Below are 22,484 nucleotides of genomic sequence, written 5' to 3' on the forward strand. Positions count from 1 at the left end.
GTAAAAAGAGTTGGCGAAGCCACTCCTGCGTTTGCATCGTCAGCCTGCTTTAGCAGGCGTATCTGCGCAATCCGTTAAATCTGCGATTTATTTGGCGACCACTTTGTAGAGCATCCCTTTGCTCAAGCGGTCGTTGGTTTGCATGCCGTTGAGAATGGCTACCTCCTCGTAGCGGCTGCTGGCTACGCCGCTGGCGGCTAGGGTCGAGGCGAGCGTAGTGGCGGCGGTAGCGGTTTTGATGCGGATGCGCTCGGGCTGGCGGCTGAGCTTGCTTGTCTCAGTGAGGCGCTGGAAGCCCTGGGCCACGTTGGCAAACTGTGGGGCGTAGGTAGCAAACGAAGCAGTGGGCGCCAGGCCGATGAGGGCGTACACGCTCTTGCCGTCTTGCACGAGGTAGGCGCGCACGTGGTTCGGGGCACTCTGCTGGTCCTGGGCGGCCTGGTCGCCTTCTACCACCAGGGCCGGAAAGCTGTTGATGGTCGTTTGCTGCGAGCTAGGGTTGCTCAGGCCCACTTGCTTGACCAAGGCCTGGGCGGCGGCATCGAGCGTGCCCGTGCCGGCCGAGGTGAGGATGAGCGCCGCCTTGCCGTTGGGCTCAGCCATTTGAAACTGGTCGGTCGAATTCTGGGTCTTCCAGCCGCTGGGCACGGGCAGGCGCAGTTTCTGCTCGGGTAGGTAAAACACGCCGCTCTCCACGAAGCCCTGGCGCGGGTCTTCGCCATAGGGCAGGCCGTCGATGGAGCGCAGGTAGCTGTCGCGGTTCACGGTGAGGGTGCGGTTGCCGAGGCCTTGCTTGGCCTGGGCGGCCAGGCCTTTCACGCGCTGGTAGCGGTCGGCCGAGTTGGGGTGCGAGGAGAGAAAGCCCGGCGTGCTGCCGCCGCCGCTGGCTTTTTCGGTGCGCTCCAGGGTCAGGAAGAAGTCGGCCATCTGGGCCGCATCGTAGCCAACCTTAGTAGAATATTTTACCCCTAGGCCATCGGCCTCATTCTCGGCGGCGCGGCTGTACTTGAGCAGAAAAATACTCGCTCCCTGCTGAGCAAGCCCCCCAATGGACTGCATAACGCTAGGCGCTACCACCGAGCCCAGTAGCAGCCCTAGGCTGGCAATAGTCGATTTGGTTTGCTGCTTCTGCCCGTGGCGGGCCGTGATGTGCCCCAGCTCGTGCCCGAGCACGCCCGTAAACTGTGCCTCGTTGTTGAAATACGCCATAATGCCGCGCGTGAAATACACGTGCCCGTCGGGCGTGGCGAAGGCGTTGATAATGGGCGAATCGACGATGGTGAAGCCATAATCGCCGGGGCGGTCCGAAATGGCCGTCATCTTCTTGCCCTGGGTCGCGATGTACTGCTGCAATTTGGGGTTTTCGAACAGCCCAAACTGCGCAATCACCTGCGGGTCGGGCTTGGCACCCTGCAGCGGGCTACTAATGGCATCGGGGTGGGCTGCCGGGCGCGGGGCCAGGCCAGCGAGGGGTAGGAAGAGCAGCGCAATGGCCCCGGCGCGGAGAAAAGGAAAAGGCATGGGCAGGAATAAGGTGGAGGTTAGGTGAAGCTGCAAACACGCAAAACAACCGCTAAGGTTACTCTGCGGGCCGCAAGCTACCGGGCACCTAGGCAAGAATGCGGCCAACCCAGCGTTGGGAGGGCGCCGAGGCTACTTCACCGCCGACTTGCCAGGGTGGCGTAGTTTTGTAATCTACCGCGGCTCGAAATCACTACTCTATGCGCTTCATATTCTCCTGGCTGGCGCTGCTGCCGGCCTTTGCCCTGCTCAGCATGGGCACCCACCAGCCCACGGCGGCCCCCACGGGCGGCCCCAAAGTGCCACCCGGCAAAATAAAAAGCCGCTTCGTGGCCACGCCGCCCACCATCGACGGCAAAGCCACCGAGTGGACCGACTCGCTCCAGTACGACAGCAACAGCAAGCTGCAATACGAGGTGCTCAACGACACGCGCACCATGTACATCCGCCTCAAGGCCAACGATGCCAGCACGCAGGCCAAGTTTGTGTACCTAGGCATGGTTATCTGGCTCGATACCACGGGCCGCAACCAGCAGCAGCTCGGCATCCGGTTTCCGCTGGCCATCGACCTAGAGTCGCTGCCCAAGGGCGATAACAACCGCCCCGCCGGGGCCATGGGCCCCTCGGCCGCCGAGCGCCTGGCCGAGCACCAGGCCCGCCTGCGCCAGGTGCTGCTGGGCGCCAAGGAGATGGAGCTGCTCAATTTCCGGGGCAGTAAAGAGCCCGTGCTCACCGATACGCAGTCGCAGCTCGGCGTGAAGGTCGCCATCGACCTCGACGCCCAAGGCAACCTCATCTACGAGCTGGCCGTGCCCATGCGCATGCTCTACCGCCGGGTGCCGGCCCTGGCCACCGGCCAGGCCGCTACGGTGGGCGTCACGCTATCGGGTATGAAGCCCAAAATGCCCAAGTCCGATAGCTCTTCCGACCCCTACAGCGCCATGAATGGCGGAGGCATGGGCGGCGGCTATGGCGGCGGTATGGGCGGTATGCGCGGGGGTGGCATGCGCGGCGGCGGCGGCTCGCAGTACTCCTTTTCGCCGCTCAGCCTGCGCACCAGCGCGCAGCTGGCGGGGCAGTAGTCTACCTAGGTGGCAAAGAAAGAGGGAGGTGAACCCGCAGCGTAATCAGTTGCCGGTTCACCTCCCTCTTTTTTTTGCCACCTAGAGCCTACTCTTTCAGTAGCTTATCCACGGTGCGGTTGAAGCTGGCTACTTCTTCAGCGTAGTACTTGCCCGTGCCCGGCCCGTTGTAGCCGGTGTGGATGTTGCGCACCACGCCTTTCTTATCCAGGAAGATTGTGGTGGGAAAAGCCAGGAATTTGGCGAGTTGCGGCATCGACTTAGCCACCGAGTCTTTGTTGGCCACACCGGCCACGGCCAAGTCGTAGCCCATGTTGAGGCGCTCCTTCAGCTGGCGCAGGCGGGCGGCGGCAGGCGCATATTCGGGCATGCGCTCGTAGCCTAGGCCGATGACTTCGACGCCGCGGGCCTTGTTCTTCTCGTACCAAGGGGCTAGGAACTTGGTCTCGTCCATGCAGTTGGGGCACCACGAGCCCAGCACCTGAATAACGACCACCTTGCCCCGGTACTTGGGGTCGGTGGGGGAGATGCTGCTGCCCGCTACCACGCTTGGAAACTTAAAATTCAGCCGCGACTCGCCTTTCTTGAGGTAGGTGAGCGTGTCGGCGTCGGGCAGCTTAGCCTTGGGGTCGAGGGTAGCGGTCCAGGTTTCGTGGCCAGATTTGCCAGAGTAGAAGTCGCCGTTAAGATTCCTTATATCAGCTTTATCGATTAAGCTGGTGAAAAGAAAGGCGTGGCTGCCATCAAACGTACTCAAGACCAGTTCCAAAGCTGAATTGCCTTTATTGAGTCTAACTGTGCCATTCAGGTAGCGATAATCGCCAGTTGAAGTTAAGAAAGTGCCGCTAATTTTATCAGCGTTGAGCGAATCGTATTTGAATACGCCAACTGCCGGATAAGTAGCGCCATCAGAACCTTTAAATTGAGTCTTATAGATAGCGGTATGCCGTATTTCTTTGTGAAATGCAGGAAGCATATTGCCACTGTAAGTGCTATTAGGAAACAGCTGCTGGCCCACCGCCGCCGCCAGCGGCACCCTGTAGGGCGTCTTAGCGTCGTATTTCACCCAGGTGCCTTTCAGCTTGTTTTTGCCATCGGCGCGCACCACTAGCGCCGCATCAAAAACGTGCAGCCGGATGGTAACCGAGTCGCCGGCCGCCGAAATTTCGTCGCAGCGCAGACGCTCCTCGCCGTTCAGGCCTTTGTTGACGAGGTAGACGACGGGCTTGCCGGCCTCGGTTTTTACTTCGAATAAGAAGGGCAGCTGCTGGCCCTGGATGGCCAGCTCGCCGCGCCACGGGCCGGGCGTAAGCAGCGCGGCAGCCGAAGCGGCCGGCGTATCAGCCGAGCCAGAGGTGGCGGTAGAGTTGCAGCCGGCCAGTAGGGTAGTACCTAGGAGCGCAAGCGAAAGAGCTTTCATAAGAGGCAAGATAGAAGGCTTGAAACTAGCAAGGCAACGCCTTAGTTATATTAATGGCCGCTATTGGCTCAGCACTTGTAGGCGCACGTACGTAAATATGTAGACTGACTCAAGCCACTTTATTTGGACAGCTTCTAAGTATAGTCTTAAATTACCAAATTCCTAGCAATTGCTTACCCGCCGAATTACTTTTGCGCCTAAGCTAATAACCCACTCTCCTCCCTATGGCGTTTGACCTTGATATGATTCGGACCGTGTACGCGGGCCTCGGCTCGCGCATCGAAGCGGCCCGCACGGCCGTTGGCCGCCCGCTCACGCTTACCGAAAAAATCCTGTACGCCCACCTCTTTGGTGGCAAAGTAGGCGAAGCCTACCAACGCGGCGTGAGCTACGTGGATTTCACCCCCGACCGCGTGGCCATGCAGGATGCCACGGCCCAAATGGCCCTGTTGCAGTTTATGCAGGCCGGCAAGCCCACAGTGGCCGTGCCCTCGACCGTGCACTGCGACCACCTGATTCAGGCCAAGGACGGCGCCACTGAAGACTTGGTTATTGCAAACAGCGAGAACAAAGAAGTCTACGACTTCCTGGCTTCGGTTTCCAATAAATACGGCATCGGCTTCTGGAAGCCGGGCGCGGGCATCATCCACCAGGTAGTGCTGGAAAACTACGCCTTCCCCGGCGGCATGATGATTGGCACCGACTCGCACACCCCCAACGCGGGTGGCCTAGGTATGATTGCCATCGGGGTCGGCGGCGCCGACGCCGTGGACGTGATGGCTGGTATGCCCTGGGAGTTGAAATTCCCGAAAGTGATTGGCGTGAAGCTGACCGGCAAAATGAGCGGTTGGACCTCGGCTAAAGACGTAATCCTGCGCGTAGCTGGCATCCTGACCGTGAAAGGCGGCACCGGCGCCATTGTCGAGTACTTTGGCGAGGGTGCGGAAAGCCTCTCGGCAACTGGCAAAGGCACCATCTGTAACATGGGCGCAGAAATCGGGGCTACGACTTCGGTATTTGCTTACGACGAAAAGATGGGCGATTATCTGCGTGGCACCGGCCGCGCCGAAATTGCGGACCTAGCTCGCGCGCAAGCCGCGCACCTGCGCGCCGACGATGAAGTGTACGCTGACCCCGCGCAGTTCTACGACCAGCTCATCGAAATCGACCTCAACACGCTGGAGCCCTACGTGAACGGCCCGTTCACGCCGGACGCCGCGTGGCCGATTTCGCAGTTTGCCGCCGCCGTAAAGGAGCACGGCTGGCCCGAGAAGTTGGAAGTGGGCCTCATTGGCTCGTGCACCAACTCTTCCTACGAAGACATCACCCGCGCGGCCTCGATAGCGAAGCAGGCCGTGGATAAAGGCCTGCACGTAGCGGCCGAGTTCACCATCACGCCCGGCTCGGAGCTGGTGCGCTACACGGTGGCCCGCGACGGCCTGCTCGACACCTTCGCCGAAATGGGCGGCGTGGTGCTGGCTAATGCCTGCGGCCCGTGCATCGGTCAGTGGGCCCGCCACACCGACGACCCCAAGCGCCGGAACTCGATTATCACGAGCTTCAACCGCAACTTTGCCAAGCGCAACGACGGCAACCCGAACACCCACGCCTTCGTGGCTTCGCCGGAAATCGTGACGGCTTTCGCCATCGCCGGCGACCTGACCTTTAACCCGCTCACCGACACGCTGCCCGGCACCAACGGCCCCGTGAAGCTCGACGAGCCCCGCGGCCTGGAAATGCCTCCGGCTGGCTACGCCGTAGAAGATGCTGGTTTCCAGGCGCCCGCCGCCGATGGCTCGGGTGTGCAGGTGCTGGTTGACCCCAGCTCCGACCGCCTCCAGCTGTTGGAGCCGTTCAAACAGTGGGAAGGCACCGACCTCGTGGGTCTGCGCGTGCTCATCAAGGCCCAGGGCAAGTGCACCACCGACCACATCTCGATGGCCGGCCCGTGGCTGAAGTTTCGCGGCCACCTGGACAATATTTCCAACAACATGCTCATCGGCGCCACCAACGCGTTCACCGGCGAAACCAACTCGGTGAAAGCCAGTGGCATCCAGGGTGAGCCCTATGTGCCCGTGCCGCAGGCGGCCCGCAATCTCAAGAGCATGGGCATCGGCAGCATCGTGATTGGCGACGAGAACTACGGCGAAGGCAGCTCGCGTGAGCACGCCGCCATGGAGCCCCGCCACCTCGGCGTGCGCGCCGTGCTGGTGAAAAGCTTCGCCCGTATTCACGAAACCAACCTCAAGAAGCAGGGAATGCTGGGCCTCACCTTCGATAACAAGGCCGACTACGACCTCATCGAAGAAGACGACCAAATCGACATCCTCGGCCTCACGACCTTCGCCCCCGGCAAGCCGCTGCAAGTGCGCCTGCGCCACGCCGACGGCGACACCGACCTCATCACGGTAAACCACACCTACAACGAAGGCCAGATTGGCTGGTTCAAAGCTGGCTCGGCCCTGAACCTCATTAAGTTGCAGGAAAGCGGCGTGGCGGTGTAAGTACGGAAGCTACCAAGCTGATTTTTGAAAGGCCGTTCCAATCTGATTGGAGCGGCCTTTTTTATGCAGAACCGCATGACTCCTTCCTCCCGGCCCGGCTTACCACTCATTGGCTTTATACTCACGCTGGTAGGTGCCATTTTGTTTTCTACCAAGGCCATCCTCGTTAAGCTGGCGTTTGGCGCCACGCACACCGATGCGCTTACGCTGCTGACCCTGCGCATGGCGTTTGCGCTGCCATTTTACGGGGTAATTGCCCTGCTCGTATCAAGCAAAAAGAGCAACGTGCGCATGACTCGCCCCCAGTGGGCCGCCGTGGTAGTGCTGGGCGTGCTAGGCTATTACGTGAGCAGCCTGCTGGATTTTATCGGCCTGCAATACGTGTCGGCGGGCCTCGAACGGCTGCTGCTGTTTTTGTATCCCAGCTTTGTGGTGTTCCTCAACGCGGTGGTGTTCAAGCAGCGCATCACGGGCGTGCAGAAGGGTGCGTTGCTGCTGACGTACCTCGGCATCGTCATCGCCTACGTCGGCGAGCTGGCGATTGACACCACCGGGCCGGGCTTGTACCTAGGTAGCATTTTGGTGGTGTTGTGCGCCGTCACCTACTCCATGTACATCGCGGGCAGCGCGCGGCTGATTCCGGTGGTGGGCGCTACTAAGTTCACGGCCTACGCGATGCTGGCGGCTACTGCCGGTATTTTTAGCCACTTCGCCCTGGCGGGACACGGCGAGGTGCTGGCGGCGAGCCGCGCGCTGTGGGGCTACGGCCTGGGGCTGGCCATCTTTTCTACCGTGTTGCCCTCCTTCCTGATATCGCAGGGCCTGAAACGCATTGGGGCTAATAATGTGGCTATTATCAGCGGCATCGGGCCAATTTCTACGATAGCGCAGGCGCACTTCTTTTTGCACGAGCCGATTTTCGTGGCTCAAATCGGGGGTACGGCTTTGGTCGTAGCCGGCGTACTGCTGCTAAGTTGGAAAAGGTCGGCGGCTGTGCCAGCGCGCTAACCCTAGGGTAGTTGCCGAGCCCGGTTGGCTCCGTAGCCGGGCTTTTTTGCGAAATTCTACAACCTTATGCTGCGCTGGAAAGACATCGTTTACTACGCCAAATACAGCAACCCCGAGCCGCCCTGCCGCGTCGAAAAATCGGAGGCCGAGTGGCGGGCGCAGTTGACACCGTCGCAGTACGCGGTGCTGCGGCAGCACGAGACCGAGCCGCCGTATCGCAACGCCTACTGCCGCAGCTACGAGCCGGGCGTGTATGCCTGCGTCGGGTGCGGCAGCCGCCTGTTCGACGCGGCCACGAAGTACCACGCCATGTCGGGCTGGCCGAGCTTTACGCAGCCCGCGGCCAAAAATACCATCCGCTACGCCTTTGACGACAGCCACCACATGCAGCGCATCGAGGCGCGCTGTAACGCGTGCGATGGGCACCTAGGGCACGTTTTCCCCGACGGGCCGGCGCCCAGCGGCCTGCGGTATTGCCTGAATTCGGCGAGCTTGGTGCGGCTGGGCGAGGAGTGACCTACGGCGGCGCTATGTTTGCCGGGTATGAGCACCTTCTTTCGCAAAACTCTGAAAGTTATCAGCTACGCCCTAGGTGGCTTCGTGGCCGTGCTGCTGCTGTATGTGGCCGCCGCGTTTGGCCTGGCGCTGGTGCCGGTGGCGGCCGAGCCGGTGCCGTCGGGTGGGCCGCGCATCCCGGTGTACCTCTACACGCCCAACGGCGTGCACACCGACCTAGTGCTGCCCGTGCGCACCCCACAAGTGGACTGGAGCCGGCAGCTAAAATTTGCGCACACCACCAGCCGCGACAGCGCGGGCTACGACTACCTGGCCTTTGGCTGGGGCGACAAGGGCTTTTTCTACATTCCGGGTTGGGGCGATTTAACGTTGCCGATTGCCTTTCGGGCGGCGTTTCACCTGGGTACTTCGGCCATGCACACCACCTTCCGCACGACCCAGGAGCTGCGGCCCAGCCCCACCTGCGTGCGCCTCGAGCTCACGCCGGCCCAATACGCCAGGCTGGTGGCCTACGTGCAGGGCAGCTTCCGGCCAGGGGCCGATGGCCGCGTGCAGTACCTGCCGGGCCACACCTACGCCGGCCACGATGCCTTTTACGAGGGCCAGTGGGCGTACAGTTTTTGGCATACCTGCAACACCTGGGCCAACAATGGCCTGAAAGTGAGCGGCCAGCCGGCGGCCTGGTGGACGCCCCTGGCCGGCGGCATTTTTCGGCATTACCCGCAGTAAGCTAGCTTATTAACTGCGGCGGCCACGGCCCGGCAGCGGCTCGTGAGGCCGCTGAAAACCCGGGATGTGAATGGGCGGCCTATATTTACGACACTGTACTTAAGCAAGAATTTACTTAGTCGCATGGATTTAAAAGAACTTGAAGCCGGTGTTGACCCGCACGTGCATTGGTATTATCAAAGCAAAAAGCTGCCGCTGCTGAACTACGCCAAGAAGGCGCTGGCCGGTGGTAAGCCGCTGACCATCGTGGACATTGGGTCGGGGTCGGGCTTCTTCGCCATCGAGCTCGAAAAACTGTACGGCGATGCCATCAGCAAGGTCTACCTCGTCGATACGGGCTACTCGCCCGAGGAAATGTCCTTGACGCAGGGCCAGAAAATAGAGAAAGTCCACGGTATTCCCGCCACGATTGAGAACGGGCTGGTGATAATGATGGACGTGCTCGAGCACATCGAAGACGACCTGGCCATGCTGCAAAGCGTGAAGGCGGCCTGCGTGGGCGATAATAATTACTTCTTCATCACGGTGCCGGCGTTTCAGTCGCTCTGGAGCGGGCACGACGTGTACCTAGGGCACTACCGGCGCTACAAAATCCCGATGCTGCGCAAGGTGCTGCAAACGGCGGGCTTCCGCAAAATCAGCAACTACTACCTCTACGGCGGCCTATTTCCGATGATATGGACCGTGCGTCAGCTCGACAACCTCAAGGGCAAAGACGCGGCATCGAACATGCGGCCCTTCAGCCCGGTGGTGAATAATATTTTGCTGGGGCTAACTTCGGTGGAGATGAAAATCGCGTCGGCCAACAAGCTGTTTGGCGTGACGTGCGTGGGCGAGGGCAAGATTTAGCCGTTGCGCGGACTGTGTAGTCCGCGTTTGTTTGCGAACACCTATGACGAACGCGGACTGCAAAGTCCGCGCAACTGGCTCGCCAGCCGCAACCCTAGGTCCATTTCAGAGTTAGAAAAGTGGGCCTAGGCCCGCTTTTCTTGTTTTAAACCCACCACTCATGCATCACCGCACCCTCGGCAAAACCGGCTTCTCCATCTCTGAAATCAGCCTCGGCACCTGGCAGGTGGGCGGCAAATGGGGCGAGTCCTTCAGCCACCAGAATGCCGACCACATCCTAAACGCGGCCGTAGACGCGGGCATCAACTTCATCGACACCGCCGACGTGTACGGCGATGGCGAAAGCGAGAAAGCCGTGGGCCGCCTCGTGCGCAGCCGCAGCGGCGAGCGCATCTACGTGGCTACCAAGTGCGGCCGCCGCCTCCAGCCCCACACCGCCGAAGCCTACCAGCCCGCCGCCCTGCGCGGCTTTGTGGAGGACAGCCTGCGCAACATGGGTCTCGACACCCTCGACCTCGTGCAACTGCACTGCCCGCCCACGGAGGTCTACTACCGCCCCGAAATTTTTGAGGTGTTCGACCGCCTCAAGGAAGAAGGTAAAATTCAGCACCTAGGCGTAAGCGTGGAGAAGGTCGAGGAAGGCCTGAAAGCCATCGAATACCCCAACGTGACGACGCTGCAAGTCATCTTCAACATGTTTCGGCAGCGCCCGGCCGAGCTGCTCTTCAAAGAAGCCCAGCGCCGCGACGTGGGTATTATCGTGCGGGTGCCGCTGGCCAGCGGCCTGCTCACGGGCAAGTTTTCGGCCCAGACGACCTTCGAGAAAGATGACCACCGCAATTTCAACCGCAACGGTGAGGCGTTTGACAAGGGCGAAACCTTCGCGGGAGTAGACTATAACACCGGCCTGGCGGCGGTGGAGGAACTGAAAAAAGTATTCCCCGGCCAGCCCAGTCTGGCGCCCGTGGCGCTGCGCTGGATATTAATGTTTCCGGAGGTCAGCTGCATCATTCCCGGCGCCTCCAAGCCCGAGCAGCTGCTGTCTAACCTGAAAACGGAGGAGGTGCCCGCACTGACCACCGAGCAGCTGGCTGCCGTGCGCGAAGTGTACGACCGCCTGATTCGGCCGCAGGTGCACCAGATTTGGTAGAAAAATAGTTGTCATTGCGAGCGGAGCGAAGCAATCGCACCTGAGCGGCGTGGCTTAACAGGTGCGATTGCTTCGCTCCGCTCGCAATGACAAGCGGGCTATTTAGGCAGCTTGATGCGGTACAGGCGGAACGGGTAATCAACCTTGCTTTCGCCGCCGTTCCACTTCGGAGCGCGGTTTATCTGCGTGGCGGTAAGGTACAAGTAGCCATCGGGACCTAGGGCGAAGGTATCGGGCCAGCTCAGGCGCGGGTCGTGTACCAGCGTTTCGAAGCGGCCGGCGGGCGTCACGCGCCGGATAGCGTAGTTGGGCGAGTCGGAGAGGTAGATGTTGCCGGCTTCGTCGGCGAGCATGCCGTGGCTCACGCCCGTTTCGCCCACGGTTTCGACGTGGGTGGTGAGCTCGGCGTTGCTCAGTGCGGGGTTAGCCAGGTACTCGGTGCCGATGCGGTAGAGCTTGGTCTGATTGATGGCGCGGTAGTAGAAATACTTAGCATCGGGTGGTAGCGCAATGCCGTTGACGTTGCTGCTAAAGGGCTTACCCGATTTGTCTTTCACCTCCTTGCCGTCGAGGCGCAGCACGAAGCCTGGCTCGGTAGTGGTTGATTTATGGCCTTGCAGCGCGAGGCGGCTCTTGCCGGTTTTCAGGTCGAGCACCACGATGGCGGCCAGTACCGGGTCGGAGAGGTAAGCCATTTGGCGGCGTGTGTCGATGCGCACATCATTAAGGCCGGTGCGCTCGCGGGGCAAGTCCTCGAAGCGGTAGATGCGCTCGACTTTATTGGTCCCTAGGTTGATTTTGAGCAGCTTGATGCCCGCGATAACGGGGGCCTGGTCGTCGGGATTGGAGGGGTCGAGCACCCAGAGGTTATCGTCGGCATCGACCACGGCGGCTTGCACATTCACGAAGCGGGTGGCAGCCTGGGTCGAATCCCACTGGTTCCAGAGGGCGTTGGGGTAGGGGCGGCGCTGGCCGTTCACGATTTCGGCCAAGCCGTAGTCGTAGGAGTAGTTTTTATCGTTTTTCTTCTTCGGAAACGTCATGAAAATCCGGCCCTTGTGCGAGACGCCGACCCCGATGGGCTGGTAATGGCCGGTTTGGGCCACTTCTTCCAGCGGGATTTTGAGGTCTTGGGCGGCGGCCGACAGCGTAAAAAGCAGGCTGACGAGGAGCGGGGGGAAGCGCATAAGGGAGATTTTTACCGCGGAAGGCGCGGAAGAGGTTCGCGGAAAGGCGCGGAAGCTGTTCCTACGAAGGTGGCCGACCAGGGTTGAACCGAGTGGCCGACCGCAACCTTCGGGTGCGGAGCCGGGTAAGCAGCGAAGTTTCACGGGGGCGCGGGCTCCCTTTGCTGCACATAGGCTATGCGTTTCTGTTTCTCTATTATTTCTTGCCTGGCCTTGGGGTTAGCGGCTAGTTCGGCCCAGGCGCAAGCGCCTAGGTACCTCACCACCGGCCGCGTGGTGCGCCAGCGCCCGGCCCTCGACCAATTGGTGGCGCCCGGTGCGCAGCTTGAAATTATTTCTTCGGGCCATACCCACGTCGAAGGCCCGCTGTGGGTGCCAGACAGCAGTATGCTGCTGTTTTCGGATACCAAGACCCGCACCATTTACCGCTGGAAAGAGCAGGGCGGTCGCTCGAAGTTTCTGGAGCACAGCGGCTACACTGGCCGCCTGCCCTACAGTGACGAGCCCTCCAGCAACGGCATGACCCTGGATGGCAAGGGCAACCTGCTGCTCTGCGAGCACGGCGACCGCCGCCTAGCCATGTTGCCCCTAGGGGAGAAAAGCGGCAAGCGCACCCTCACCGACAACTACCAGGGCAAGCGCTACAACAGCCCCAACGATGTGGTATCGGCGCCCGATGGCTCGCTCTATTTCACCGACCCGCCCTTTGGTCTGCTCGGTAAAGACAAAGGACCGGAGCCCGCGCGCGAGCTGGCCTTCACGGGCGTGTTTCGCCGCGCCCCCGACGGCCAGGTATCCGCCGAAATAACCGATGTGCCCCGCGCCAATGGTCTGGCCTTCAGCCCCGATGGCCGCACGCTCTACGTGTCGAATGCCGACTCACTGCGCCCCATTATTATGGCCTACGAAGTGGGGAAGAATGGTAAGCTAAGCAAGGGCCGTACCTTCTTCGACATGGCTGCCTTACCCAAAAACCGCTTCAAGGAAGTGCCCGACGGCCTCAAGGTAGACCGGGCCGGCAACGTGTACGCGGCCGGCGTGGGTGGCCTGCTCATCCTTTCACCGCAGGGCCAGCTGCTGGGTACCATCGACCCCGGCGAGGTAGTGGCCAACTGCGCCTGGGGCGACGATGGCCACTCGTTGTACCTAATGGCGACCACCTTCGTGTGCCGCATCAAAACGCTGGCCCAGGGTGTGCCAGGGAAGTAATTCAGCCTGTAGCTTGGACTTTGCGAGTCCGAGCGTGAGCGGAGCGAACATCCACGCTTGCAGACGTTTGGTAACGTAGATGTGAGCTATGCTCGCGCTCGGACTCACAGAGTCCAAGCTACTTTACAGCGTCGCCACTTGCGTTTCGCGAGGTTTCTGCACGAGGTAGTAGTACAGTAAAATCAGGAGCCCGATGCTGAACGGAATGATAGCCAAGTGCTTAAAATCGGTAAGGTGCCCGACGGGCCGGGTATCGAAGCCGAAAAACTCGCTCATCATCCAGTACGAATTGGCTGAAATCCAGAATACGATGGCTAGGTTGTGCGCCAGCTCCGACTGCAAGGCGCGAGTGCGCCAGGCAATGATGAGGGCAATACCTAGGGTCGGAAAAACCATGAGGATGCCCAGCGTCTTCCAAATCATGCACCAGCTGATGTCCTTGACAAGCCAGAACAGGATGTGCAGGTTTTCCATTTTCCGGTAGGAAGCCGGGATGGCGTATACTTCTTCGGTTTGAACGGGCGATTCCATGCTAGAGAAGGGTAGCGACGCAGGTGTGGCCTCGCTACCCTTTAACTTAATAAGAATAGTTTTAGGCGCGGGCAGCGGCGGGGCGACGTAGCAGATACACTACTACCAACAGCGCCAGCAGACCTAGGGCCGGGAAGCCCTTGGGCAATAGGCCGCCCGGAATCTTGGTGGCGTGGGTATAGGCCGCGCCCACCATGATGACCATGAGCCCTAGGGCCGCCGGGCGCGTGAAGCGCGGCACCAGCAGCCCAATGCCGCCCAGCACCTCGGCCCCCGCAATGAGGTAGGCGAACCAACCCGGAAAGCCCATGCCGCCAAACCCCTTCACGGTGTCGGCTAGGTGCAAAAGCTTATTGCCCCCCGACGCGATGAAGGCAAGCGCCAGCAGTACTTGTAAAATCCAGGCGATGATGTTGCGGGTAGAGGAGGCCATGAGAAAAAGATGAGGTGAGCGGGCGCAAGGTAATCCCACCGGCCTGTCTTCAGCAAGGGCGGCGCCTTGCTGATACCCACGGATATAGCGCCCCAACGGCTAGGTTACCCTGGTTGCCTTAGCCTAGTGGCTGCGCTTACCCCACGGCCACTTCTTTGCGTTCGCCAATCTGCTGGCGCCACATGGCGTAGTAGAGGCCTTTTTGAGTCAATAGCTCGTCGTGGCGGCCGTGCTCGGCCACCTGCCCACGCTCGAGTACGAAGATGCGGTCGGCGTGCAGCACGGTACTGAGGCGGTGCGCGATGAGCACGGTGATATGCTGACGTGAACCCGACAACTCGCGCACCGTGCGGCCAATTTCCTCTTCCGTGAGCGAGTCGAGAGCCGAGGTGGCTTCGTCAAATACTAGCAGGGTAGGGTGGCGCAGCAGGGCGCGTGCTATGCTGAGGCGCTGCTTTTCGCCGCCGCTCACCTTCACGCCGCCCTCGCCGAGCACGGTGTCGAGGCCCTTGGGCGCGCGGGCGAGCAGCGAGTCGGCCGCGGCCTGGTGCAGGGCCGCGAGGCACTCAGCGTCGGTGGCCTGCGGGGCCACAAAGCGCAGGTTTTCGCGGATGGTGCCGGCAAAGAGCTGCGTATCCTGGGTTACGAAGCCGATTTGCTCGCGTAGCTGGTCGAGGTCTACCTCGGCACTCGGAATATCGTTGTAGCGAATCTGGCCGCTCTGGGCGGGGTAGAGGCCTACAAGCAGTTTCACGAGCGTGGTTTTGCCCGAGCCGCTGGGGCCCACGAAGGCGATGGTTTCGCCGAGCTTGGCCCCGAACGAAATGCCGTCGAGGGCCGGGGCCGGGGCGGTGAGGTGCTTGAACACGACGTGGTCGAAGGACAGCGTTTCGATTTTGGCGATGGGCTGCGGGTGAGCAGGCTTCACGTCGCGGGGCGTGTCGAGAATCTGCTGGAAATTGGCCAGCGAAGCCTCGGTTTCGCGGTAAACACCGATGATGCTGCCCAGCTCTTGCAACGGCCCAAAGATGGAGAACGAGTAAATGAAGAACGAGAAAAACTGCCCTAGGCTGATATGCCGCTGCACCAGCAGATACAGCAGCAGCAGGATAATGACGTTGCGCAGCAGGTTCACAAACGTGCCCTGCACGAAGCTCAGCGAGCGTAGGTAGCGCACCTTGCGCAGCTCCAGCTTCAGGATGCGGTCGGTGATGCCGTTGAGGCGCTGGGTTTCTTGCTTAGCCAGGCCCAGGCTTTTAATCAGCTCGATGTTGCGCAGGCTTTCGGTGGTGGCGCCGGCCAGGGCCGTGGTTTCGCCCACGATGGTCTTCTGAATAACCTTGATTTTCTTGCTCAGCGCAAAGCTCAGGATACCGAGCAGCGGAATGGTGAGGAAGTACCCTAGGGCAATGGGCCAGTACACGCTGATGGCGTACCACATCACGAAGATGATGCCTACCAACGAGGTAAATAGCACGTTGACAAAACTTTGAATAAGCTTCTCCACGTCGGTGCGCACCTTCTGGAGCTTGCCCAGGGTCTCGCCCGAGCGCTGGTCCTCAAACACCTGGTAGGGCAGGTCGAGCGAGTGCTGCAAGCCATCGGAATACAGCTGCGCGCCCAGCCGCTGGGTGATGACGTTGACGTAGTAATCCTGAAAGTTTTTGGCAATGCGCGATATCATCGCCACGCCCAGCATGAGCCCTAGGTAGGGAATAGCTTCCCGAAAAAATGGCCAGAACGGCACCAGGTGAAACCCCGTGTTGCCGCCACCCTTGGGCGTAAAATGGTCGACCAATTTGCGGAAGAAGTAGGGGTCGAGCAGCGAAAAAATCTGGTTGGTGGCAGCCAATAGCAGCGCCAGCGCCAGCAAAACCCAATAGTGGCGCAGGTAAGAGTAGAGGAGTTTCATAAACGCAAAAGCGCCGGGCAGCGGGCCCGGCGCGAGGAGAACAGGTAAGCGGGAGTTTTGTGCAGGAAACGAAGTTGCGTAAGGCTACTTTCTACTGCCAGCCGCCGCCTAGGGTGCGCACTAGCTGCACGGCCGCTCGCAGCTGCGTGGTCTGGGTTTGGACCACGAGGCGGGCGGCATCGAGGGTTTGGCGGTCGGCATCAACCACGGCGAAGTAGTCGGTGAGGCCGCGGCGGTAGCGCTCCAGGGTGAGGCGGCCGGCCAGGCGGGCAGACCGCAGCGCGCGCTGCTGGGCCGCTAGCTGGGCGCGGCTAAAGGCCACGTCGGCCAGGGCGGTTTCGACTTCCTCGTAAGCGGTGAGGGTGAGGTTGCGGGAGTTGGCCACTACCTCGCTGGTTTGGGCTTCGGCCAGCTGCTGGTTGCCACGCAGGCGGCCCCCGTCGAAGATGGGGATGTTGAAGCCGCCGCCCACGTAGTAGGTGTAGGCGTTGGCCAGCTTGGGCAGGTCGCCTACGTTGGTGGTTTGCGGGCCGATGTAGCCGTTGAGTTGCAGCGTGGGCAGGCGGGCCAGGCGGGCGGCTTTGGCGCGCAGGTCGGCGGCGGCGGTCAGGCGCTCGGCGCGGCGCAGGTCGGGGCGGCGGGCCAGCAGCTGGGCCGGCACGTTGGCCGGAATGGCGGGCGGCGCCGGCAGCAGCGGGCCGGGCGGCGTGGCCGGGGTGGGGTTGGTGGGCTGCGGAATGACCGGGCCCACCGAGTCGGGCTGCACCGAGGGTAGCACGAAGCTGCTGGCTGGCCGCCCCGTAAGTGTAGAAAGCGAAGCTACTAGGCCGGCCCGCTGGCGGCGCAGCTCCACGGCGCTGGCTTCCACGTTGGCCAGCTCGGTTTCGGCGCGGCGCACCCCGATTTCATTGTCTACCCCCGCCTTAAAGCGGGCGGCGGTGAGCTGCACGTTGTAGCGGCGGGCCTGGCGGGCGCTGTCGAGCACCAGCAGCTCGGCATCGAGGCCGCGCAGCCCGAAGTAGGTGTTGGCCGCGTCGGCGGCCACGGTCAGGCGCACGGCCTGCTCGTCGTCTTCGGTGGCTTGCAGGTTGGCATCAGCGGCCTGGGCGTTGCGCCGCAGGCGGCCCCACAGGTCTACCTCGTAGTTCACGTTGACGGGCACGTAGAACTGCTGCTGATTGACAGCAACGGCCGGAATAGCCGAAGCCTGCCGGGGCCGCAGCGCCGACAGCTGCGAGTAGTACGTGGAAGGCGCAAGAGCCACCACCGGCGCCCGTTGGGCGTCGGCGATGCGCAGCTGTGCCCGCGCCTGCTCGACGCGCGCCACGGCCGCCCGCGTCGAGAAGTTGAGGGTATTGGCCTGCGTTTCGAGCCGGGTCAGCGTGGTGTCGTTGAACACGGCCCACCACGGCCCGGCGGCGGGTACTTGGCTAAGCTGCGTTGGAACTTCGGTAGGGGCCGCCACTGGCCGCTCGGGCTGAATGCGCCCGAGCGAGTCGGCAGGGTGTGCATTCTTCCAAGCCGTAGGCACGGCCTGGGCGGGCGAGTCATAGCGGTAGTGCGTCGCCGCACAGCCACCTAGGGTCAGGCCTACTAAAATAAGAGGGATGCGCATTCTGTGTATATTCTAAAATAGTTCGCCAAGCAATTATCTGTCATTGCGAGTGCAGCGAAGCAATCGTATCAGAACGAACTGCTTGAGTGCTGCTTTAGTGGCTAGTGCGATTGCTTCGTCCTTGCTTGATGTGCAACATGCTCGCAATAACAGATAGTAGTCACCGGTTACTTGCCCAGCGGCGACGACACCCGCGGCGCGTCGGGGTCGTTGGGGCGGGGCGCCGCGGGCGGCGGACCAGCGGGCTTCTTCGGCGCTTCGGCCATCTTCGTATCCACAGCTAGGCCTTCGATAAGATTTTCGGCGGGGTTGATAACCAGTAGCTCACCACCTTTCAAGCCCTGGCTTACTTCGAGGTTCGAGCCAAAGTCACGGCCCACGACAATGGCTTGGAAGTGGATTTTGCCGTCCTGCACCATCACTACTTTCTGCTCGGTACCGCTGGGCACTAGTGCATTAGCCGAAATCAAGACGGTGGGTACTGTCTGCGGCAAGTCGAAACGCACCTGGCCGTAGGAGCCGGGGCGCAGCTTGCCTTGGCGGTTGGGCAGGCGCACTTCGGTGCGCAGGGTGCGGGTTTGGGGGTCGAGGGCTTCCGCATCGCGGGCCACTATCCCCTGAAAGGGCTGGTTAGGAAACTCGGGTACCAAGACCTGCGCGCGCAAGCCCCGCCGAATGTTGGTGACGAAGTTCTGCGGCACATCCACAAAAGCGCGCAGCGTATCGGTTTGCTCTACTTTAAACAGCTGGGTGCCCGTGGCGTTGCCGCCCGTCACGAGCGTACCCACGTCCACATTGCGCTGGGTTACGGTACCGTTGAAGGGCGCCACCACTTGGCGAAACGAGCGCTGGGCTTGCAGCTGCCGCACGGCGGCCTGCTGAGCAGCGTACTGCGCCTGGCCAGCATCGAGCTCCTGCTTCGAAATGGCGCCCGGCAGCGTCACGCTCTGCAAGCGGCCGTAGGAGGTGCGGGCCAGCGCTAGGTTGGCCTGGGCCTGGGCAATCTGCTGGTCGAGCTCGGGCGTGGTGATGGTGGCCAGCACCTGACCGCGGCGCACATGCTGGCCGATGTCGGCTTTCCAGCTCTGCACAAAACCATTGACGCGGGCAAACAGCTCGGTTTCGTGCTGCGAGCGCAGGTCGGCGGGCAGCGTCACGCTGGTTGTGTTGGGCGCGGGTTTGGCGGGCTGCACCGTCACTACGGGCTTGGCACTGGCTAGCGCGTGTGATTCTTCGTCGCGGGTGGCGTTTTTGCGGTGGCGGGGCAGCCAGCCCAGCACGAATAAGCCCGCAAAAACCACTAAGGCAATAATAATAAGCAGCCAGAAGCGGCCACTACCGCTGTTTCGTTCTTCAGTTGACATTAGCGCGAGATTACGCGAAGTGAAAGGAGCTTTCGCAGAGTGTGTTCGGCCACCTCATCGCGGGGAGGCGGCCAAGAGAAAAGGTACTATTAAGCAGCTTGGGCCTGCGGCTCGGGCTGGGCCTCAGCGGGTTGCTCGTGCTTTTTCTTAAGGTAGGAGAACATAATCGGCACGAAGAACAGAGTCGTGACCGTGGCCAGCGTGAGCCCGCCAATCACGGCGCGGCCTAGGGGGGCGTTTTGCTCGCCACCCTCGCCCATGCCGAGCGACATGGGAAGCAGGCCGATAATCATGGCCAGGGCCGTCATCAATACCGGGCGCAGGCGGGTGAAGCCGGCGTCGAGGGCCGCGTCGCGCGGGTCGAGGTCGGGCTCTTCCTCGCGGCGCTCGTTGGCGAAAGTCACCAGCAGAATCGAGTTGGCCGTGGCCACCCCGATGCACATGATGGCGCCCATCAGGGCCGGCACGCTCAGCGTGGTTTGGGTGATGAAGAGCATCCACAGGATGCCCGCCAGCGCGCCCGGCAGGGCCGTGATGATGATGAGCGGGTCGAGCCAGCTCTGGAAGTTCACCGCCATTAGCAAGTAAACCAGTAGGATAGCGCCCGCCACTCCCAGCCCTAGGCCGATAAATGAGGTGCGCATCGACTCCGACTGCCCACGCAGAATGATGGTGGTGCCCTTGGGCGCCTTCTTCTGCGCCTCCGCAATAATCTGGCGCACATCGTCGCTCACGCCACCTAGGTCACGCTGGCTCACGCTGGCGTAGAGGTCCACGGTGCGCTGAATGTTATAGTCCGAGGCCACCGCCGTAGTCTCAGTGCGGCGCAGCTGCGCGAAGCTGGTGAGCAGCTGGGGGTTGGGCTGTGCCGCCCCGGTCACGGTTATATTACCGAGCTCGTCGATGTTGGACAGTTGGCTCGGGGGCGTTTGCACGGCCACGGTGTAGTTCACGCCGTTTTGCGGGTTCAGCCACTGGTTAGGCGTGGTTTGAGTGCTCGACGAGAGATTGACTAGTACGTTGTTGGCAATGTCGCGCTGGGTCAGGCCCGCCTGCTGGGCTCGCACCCGGTCAATGTCGAGCCGAATCTGGGGCTGGTCAAAGGCTTGGTATACAAAAGCGTCAACGATGCCCGACACTTTATCTATCTTCAGTTTCAGCTCGCCCGCAATGCGCTGGTTGGCGGCCTTATCGCGGCCCGTCACTTGAATATCAATCGGCGCGGGCAGGCCGAAGTTCAGCGTCTGATTCACGATATCGGCCGGCTGGAAGAAGATAACCAGGTCGGGATATTGCTTGTGAATCTGGCGGCGAATTTCCTCGATGTACTCGCCCGTGGGGCCGTGCTCTTCGTGCATGCTCACCAAAATCTCGCCGTCGCCAGCGCCGATGGTGGGGTTGTCGCTCAGCAGCAAGTTGATAGGGATGGCCGGCAGGCCAATGTTATCCAGCACCAGGTCCAGCTCATCCTTCGGAATTACCTGCTTGATAATCTCCTCCACTTGTCGGAAGCGACGCTCAGTTTCCTCCACCCGCGTGCCGGTGGGCACCCGAATGTGCAGGCGCAGCTGGCCGGCATCCACCGTCGGGAAGAAGTTTTGGCCGATGAATGGGTACAGCCCCAGCGAGCCAATGAACACCACCACAAAGGCCGTCACGACCTTCTTGCGGTTGTCCAAAGACCAGTCGAGCGCATTGGTGTAAGTGGCCCGGAATTTCTCGAACTGATGCTCGAACGCCGTGTGCAGGCGCCACACCCAGCTTTTGGTAATGCCCTCGGCGGCCCGGCGCTCGGCGTCGGTGCTGTCGGGCTCGGCTTCTTCCTCGGCCGTGCCGCTAGGGTGCGCGTGCTCGAACTGCTGGCGCTGCAAGCGGGCTAGGTCGCGCTCGTGCTGGCTCACCTCGCGGCCGTTGCGGAAGTGGGCGCTCGGCACTTCTTCCTCTTCCTGAGCGTGGTAGATGGGCAACTCCTTGCGCAGCAGGTACATTACCAGCGTCGGTACCAATGTCCGGCTGAGAATATACGAGGCCAGCATGGCGAAAATAACCGCCGTAGCCAGCGGAGCAAAAATGGCCGAGGCCACGCCACCTAGGAAAAACACTGGCACAAACACGATGCAAATGGCCAGCGTGGCCACCAGTGCGGGCGTCGCAATCTGCTGCGCCCCATCCAGAATGCTGCGTTTGAGGCCCTTTTTCTGGCCCATGTTGCGGTGGATGTTCTCGATTTCCACCGTCGCGTCATCCACCAAGATGCCTACGGCCAGCGAAAGGCCACCTAGGGTCATGATGTTCAGGGTCTGACCCAGAATATTCATCACGATGATGCTGACCAGAATCGAAAGCGGAATGCTGACGGCGATAATCAGCGTCGAGCGCCACGAGCCGAGAAACAGCAGAATCATGAGCGCCGTGAGGCCCGCCGCAATGCTGGCCTCAATAATAACGCCCTTGATGCTGGCCCGCACAAAAAACGATTGGTCAAACAAGAGCTTTATATTCAGGCCAGGGGGTGCATTGGCCTGAATGTTCGGCAGCGCCTGCTTGATTTTATCAATAATGGCCAGCGTGGAAGCTGAGCCGCTTTTTAGAATCGGAATAATGGCCGTGCGGCGGCCGTTCTGGCGCACCACGTTTTGCTGCACCGCCGCGCCCTCGTGCACAAAAGCTACGTCGCGGATGTAGACCGTGGTGCCCTCGGGCGTAGTCTTTATAGGTAAGTCGTTGAGAGAGGCCACGGCCTCGGGGCTTGAGTTCAGCCGCACGTCGTACTCGCGGGTGCCAATCTTGGCCGAGCCGGCCGGAATAATCACATTCTGCGCCAGCAGCGTGTTTACCACGTCATTGCCACTCAGGCCTTTGCCCGCCAGCTTGTTGGGGTCAAGGTCCACCATTATTTGCTTGGGCTTGCCACCATTGGGTAGCAGCACCGAGGCGCCCTGCACCACCGCCAGGCCGGGCCGGATAAAGGCGTTGGCCGCGTCAAACAAGTCCGATTCCCCTAGGGTCTCCGAGCTGAGCGAAGTCTGCGCAATCGGCACGTTGGAAGCCGAATAGCGGATGATGAGCGGCGGCGTGATGCCGGGCGGCAGCACCCGCAGCAGCGTTTGGCTGATGGCCGTGAGCTGCGCCACGCCCGCATCGGGGTCCGAGCCAGGCTGGAAGAACACCTTAATCAGCCCGATGCCTTTGAGGCTCTGGCTCTCCTGGTGCTCTACGTTAGCTACGGTGGTGGTGATGGCGCGCTCGACCGGCACTACGATGCGCTGGTTCATTTCCTCGGGCGCGATGCCCGAGTACGTCCACACAATGCCCACGACCGGAATCGGAATGTCGGGGAAAATATCCACCGCCATGCGCTGAATCGTCAGCACGCCCCCAATCAAAATGAGCAGCGCCATCACCACGAAGGTGTAGGGCCGCGCCAGCGCTAGTCTTACTATCCACATATATT

General features: G+C 61.3%; 17 protein-coding genes. 8 read left to right on the forward strand and 9 right to left on the reverse strand.

Features of this window, described 5'->3' with window-relative positions:
• Positions 1-87 precede the first annotated feature (87 nt).
• Positions 88-1,521 (reverse strand): M48 family metalloprotease, encoded by a 1,434-nt coding sequence (locus ACFSDX_RS21380; RefSeq protein WP_382317290.1) that lies wholly within the window; start codon positions 1,519-1,521, stop codon positions 88-90.
• A gap of 200 nt (positions 1,522-1,721) precedes the next feature.
• Between ACFSDX_RS21380 and ACFSDX_RS21385 the strand changes: the two genes are divergently transcribed.
• A complete protein-coding gene (locus ACFSDX_RS21385) occupies positions 1,722-2,603 on the forward strand; it encodes a hypothetical protein (RefSeq protein ID WP_382317292.1) in 882 nt (293 codons plus the stop codon).
• A gap of 88 nt (positions 2,604-2,691) precedes the next feature.
• On the opposite strand, the gene ACFSDX_RS21390 is transcribed toward ACFSDX_RS21385, so the two are convergent.
• Entirely contained in the window at positions 2,692-4,023 is a 1,332-nt protein-coding gene (locus ACFSDX_RS21390; RefSeq protein WP_382317293.1) for a TlpA disulfide reductase family protein, read from the reverse strand.
• Positions 4,024-4,247: 224 nt separating this feature from the next.
• Here ACFSDX_RS21390 and ACFSDX_RS21395 point away from each other — a divergent pair, with 224 nt between their 5' ends.
• The 6 genes from ACFSDX_RS21395 to ACFSDX_RS21420 all read left to right on the forward strand — a co-directional run bounded on the left by ACFSDX_RS21395 (position 4,248) and on the right by ACFSDX_RS21420 (position 10,779).
• Positions 4,248-6,527 carry an aconitate hydratase gene (locus ACFSDX_RS21395; protein ID WP_382317295.1) on the forward strand — a complete coding sequence of 760 codons (2,280 nt, stop codon included), beginning with the start codon at positions 4,248-4,250 and terminating at the stop codon, positions 6,525-6,527.
• A 75-nt stretch (positions 6,528-6,602) separates the two neighbouring features.
• Positions 6,603-7,535 (forward strand): DMT family transporter, encoded by a 933-nt coding sequence (locus ACFSDX_RS21400; RefSeq protein WP_382317297.1) that lies wholly within the window; start codon positions 6,603-6,605, stop codon positions 7,533-7,535.
• A 66-nt stretch (positions 7,536-7,601) separates the two neighbouring features.
• Positions 7,602-8,051 carry a peptide-methionine (R)-S-oxide reductase MsrB gene (gene msrB / locus ACFSDX_RS21405; RefSeq protein WP_382317299.1) on the forward strand — a complete coding sequence of 150 codons (450 nt, stop codon included), beginning with the start codon at positions 7,602-7,604 and terminating at the stop codon, positions 8,049-8,051.
• Positions 8,052-8,078: 27 nt separating this feature from the next.
• Positions 8,079-8,780, forward strand: a complete 702-nt coding sequence (locus tag ACFSDX_RS21410) for a DUF2459 domain-containing protein (RefSeq protein WP_382317301.1) — start codon at positions 8,079-8,081, stop codon at positions 8,778-8,780.
• Between the two features lie 123 nt (positions 8,781-8,903).
• Positions 8,904-9,629 carry a methyltransferase domain-containing protein gene (locus ACFSDX_RS21415; protein ID WP_382317303.1) on the forward strand — a complete coding sequence of 242 codons (726 nt, stop codon included), beginning with the start codon at positions 8,904-8,906 and terminating at the stop codon, positions 9,627-9,629.
• Positions 9,630-9,789: 160 nt separating this feature from the next.
• Positions 9,790-10,779 (forward strand): aldo/keto reductase, encoded by a 990-nt coding sequence (locus tag ACFSDX_RS21420; RefSeq protein WP_382317305.1) that lies wholly within the window; start codon positions 9,790-9,792, stop codon positions 10,777-10,779.
• Between the two features lie 98 nt (positions 10,780-10,877).
• Here ACFSDX_RS21420 and ACFSDX_RS21425 read toward each other — a convergent pair whose 3' ends face one another.
• Positions 10,878-11,966 carry an SMP-30/gluconolactonase/LRE family protein gene (locus tag ACFSDX_RS21425; protein WP_382317307.1) on the reverse strand — a complete coding sequence of 363 codons (1,089 nt, stop codon included), beginning with the start codon at positions 11,964-11,966 and terminating at the stop codon, positions 10,878-10,880.
• A 177-nt stretch (positions 11,967-12,143) separates the two neighbouring features.
• Between ACFSDX_RS21425 and ACFSDX_RS21430 the strand changes: the two genes are divergently transcribed.
• Positions 12,144-13,175 (forward strand): SMP-30/gluconolactonase/LRE family protein, encoded by a 1,032-nt coding sequence (locus tag ACFSDX_RS21430; protein WP_382317309.1) that lies wholly within the window; start codon positions 12,144-12,146, stop codon positions 13,173-13,175.
• Positions 13,176-13,298: 123 nt separating this feature from the next.
• On the opposite strand, the gene ACFSDX_RS21435 is transcribed toward ACFSDX_RS21430, so the two are convergent.
• The 6 genes from ACFSDX_RS21435 to ACFSDX_RS21460 all read right to left on the reverse strand — a co-directional run bounded on the left by ACFSDX_RS21435 (position 13,299) and on the right by ACFSDX_RS21460 (position 22,479).
• On the reverse strand, positions 13,299-13,706 hold the full coding sequence (locus tag ACFSDX_RS21435; RefSeq protein ID WP_382317311.1) for a hypothetical protein: 408 nt from the start codon (positions 13,704-13,706) through the stop codon (positions 13,299-13,301).
• Positions 13,707-13,767: 61 nt separating this feature from the next.
• Positions 13,768-14,139: a DoxX family protein gene (locus tag ACFSDX_RS21440; protein ID WP_382317313.1), complete on the reverse strand. Its 372-nt coding sequence runs from the start codon at positions 14,137-14,139 to the stop codon at positions 13,768-13,770.
• Between the two features lie 136 nt (positions 14,140-14,275).
• Entirely contained in the window at positions 14,276-16,051 is a 1,776-nt protein-coding gene (locus ACFSDX_RS21445) for an ABC transporter ATP-binding protein (RefSeq protein ID WP_382317315.1), read from the reverse strand.
• 91 nt (positions 16,052-16,142) lie between these two features.
• Positions 16,143-17,666 carry an efflux transporter outer membrane subunit gene (locus ACFSDX_RS21450; RefSeq protein ID WP_382317317.1) on the reverse strand — a complete coding sequence of 508 codons (1,524 nt, stop codon included), beginning with the start codon at positions 17,664-17,666 and terminating at the stop codon, positions 16,143-16,145.
• 167 nt (positions 17,667-17,833) lie between these two features.
• Positions 17,834-19,030, reverse strand: a complete 1,197-nt coding sequence (locus ACFSDX_RS21455; protein WP_382317319.1) for an efflux RND transporter periplasmic adaptor subunit — start codon at positions 19,028-19,030, stop codon at positions 17,834-17,836.
• Between the two features lie 89 nt (positions 19,031-19,119).
• On the reverse strand, positions 19,120-22,479 hold the full coding sequence (locus tag ACFSDX_RS21460) for an efflux RND transporter permease subunit (protein ID WP_382317321.1): 3,360 nt from the start codon (positions 22,477-22,479) through the stop codon (positions 19,120-19,122).
• Positions 22,480-22,484 lie beyond the last annotated feature (5 nt).

This window comes from Hymenobacter bucti (assembly GCF_042681145.1).
Classification (GTDB): Bacteria; Bacteroidota; Bacteroidia; order Cytophagales; family Hymenobacteraceae; genus Hymenobacter; species Hymenobacter bucti.

Bases quoted from the DNA above. Each gene is read 5' to 3' on its own strand.
- ACFSDX_RS21415 (WP_382317303.1), top strand. From the start codon at position 8,904: ATGGATTTAAAAGAACTTGAAGCCGGTGTTGACCCGCACGTGCATTGG.
- ACFSDX_RS21425 (WP_382317307.1), bottom strand. From the start codon at position 11,966: ATGCGCTTCCCCCCGCTCCTCGTCAGCCTGCTTTTTACGCTGTCGGCC.
- ACFSDX_RS21450 (WP_382317317.1), bottom strand. From the start codon at position 17,666: ATGCGCATCCCTCTTATTTTAGTAGGCCTGACCCTAGGTGGCTGTGCG.
- ACFSDX_RS21430 (WP_382317309.1), top strand. From the start codon at position 12,144: ATGCGTTTCTGTTTCTCTATTATTTCTTGCCTGGCCTTGGGGTTAGCG.
- ACFSDX_RS21445 (WP_382317315.1), bottom strand. From the start codon at position 16,051: ATGAAACTCCTCTACTCTTACCTGCGCCACTATTGGGTTTTGCTGGCG.
- msrB (WP_382317299.1), top strand. From the start codon at position 7,602: ATGCTGCGCTGGAAAGACATCGTTTACTACGCCAAATACAGCAACCCC.
- ACFSDX_RS21380 (WP_382317290.1), bottom strand. From the start codon at position 1,521: ATGCCTTTTCCTTTTCTCCGCGCCGGGGCCATTGCGCTGCTCTTCCTA.
- ACFSDX_RS21395 (WP_382317295.1), top strand. From the start codon at position 4,248: ATGGCGTTTGACCTTGATATGATTCGGACCGTGTACGCGGGCCTCGGC.
- ACFSDX_RS21460 (WP_382317321.1), bottom strand. From the start codon at position 22,479: ATGTGGATAGTAAGACTAGCGCTGGCGCGGCCCTACACCTTCGTGGTG.
- ACFSDX_RS21410 (WP_382317301.1), top strand. From the start codon at position 8,079: ATGAGCACCTTCTTTCGCAAAACTCTGAAAGTTATCAGCTACGCCCTA.
- ACFSDX_RS21435 (WP_382317311.1), bottom strand. From the start codon at position 13,706: ATGGAATCGCCCGTTCAAACCGAAGAAGTATACGCCATCCCGGCTTCC.
- ACFSDX_RS21400 (WP_382317297.1), top strand. From the start codon at position 6,603: ATGACTCCTTCCTCCCGGCCCGGCTTACCACTCATTGGCTTTATACTC.
- ACFSDX_RS21390 (WP_382317293.1), bottom strand. From the start codon at position 4,023: ATGAAAGCTCTTTCGCTTGCGCTCCTAGGTACTACCCTACTGGCCGGC.
- ACFSDX_RS21440 (WP_382317313.1), bottom strand. From the start codon at position 14,139: ATGGCCTCCTCTACCCGCAACATCATCGCCTGGATTTTACAAGTACTG.
- ACFSDX_RS21420 (WP_382317305.1), top strand. From the start codon at position 9,790: ATGCATCACCGCACCCTCGGCAAAACCGGCTTCTCCATCTCTGAAATC.
- ACFSDX_RS21455 (WP_382317319.1), bottom strand. From the start codon at position 19,030: ATGTCAACTGAAGAACGAAACAGCGGTAGTGGCCGCTTCTGGCTGCTT.
- ACFSDX_RS21385 (WP_382317292.1), top strand. From the start codon at position 1,722: ATGCGCTTCATATTCTCCTGGCTGGCGCTGCTGCCGGCCTTTGCCCTG.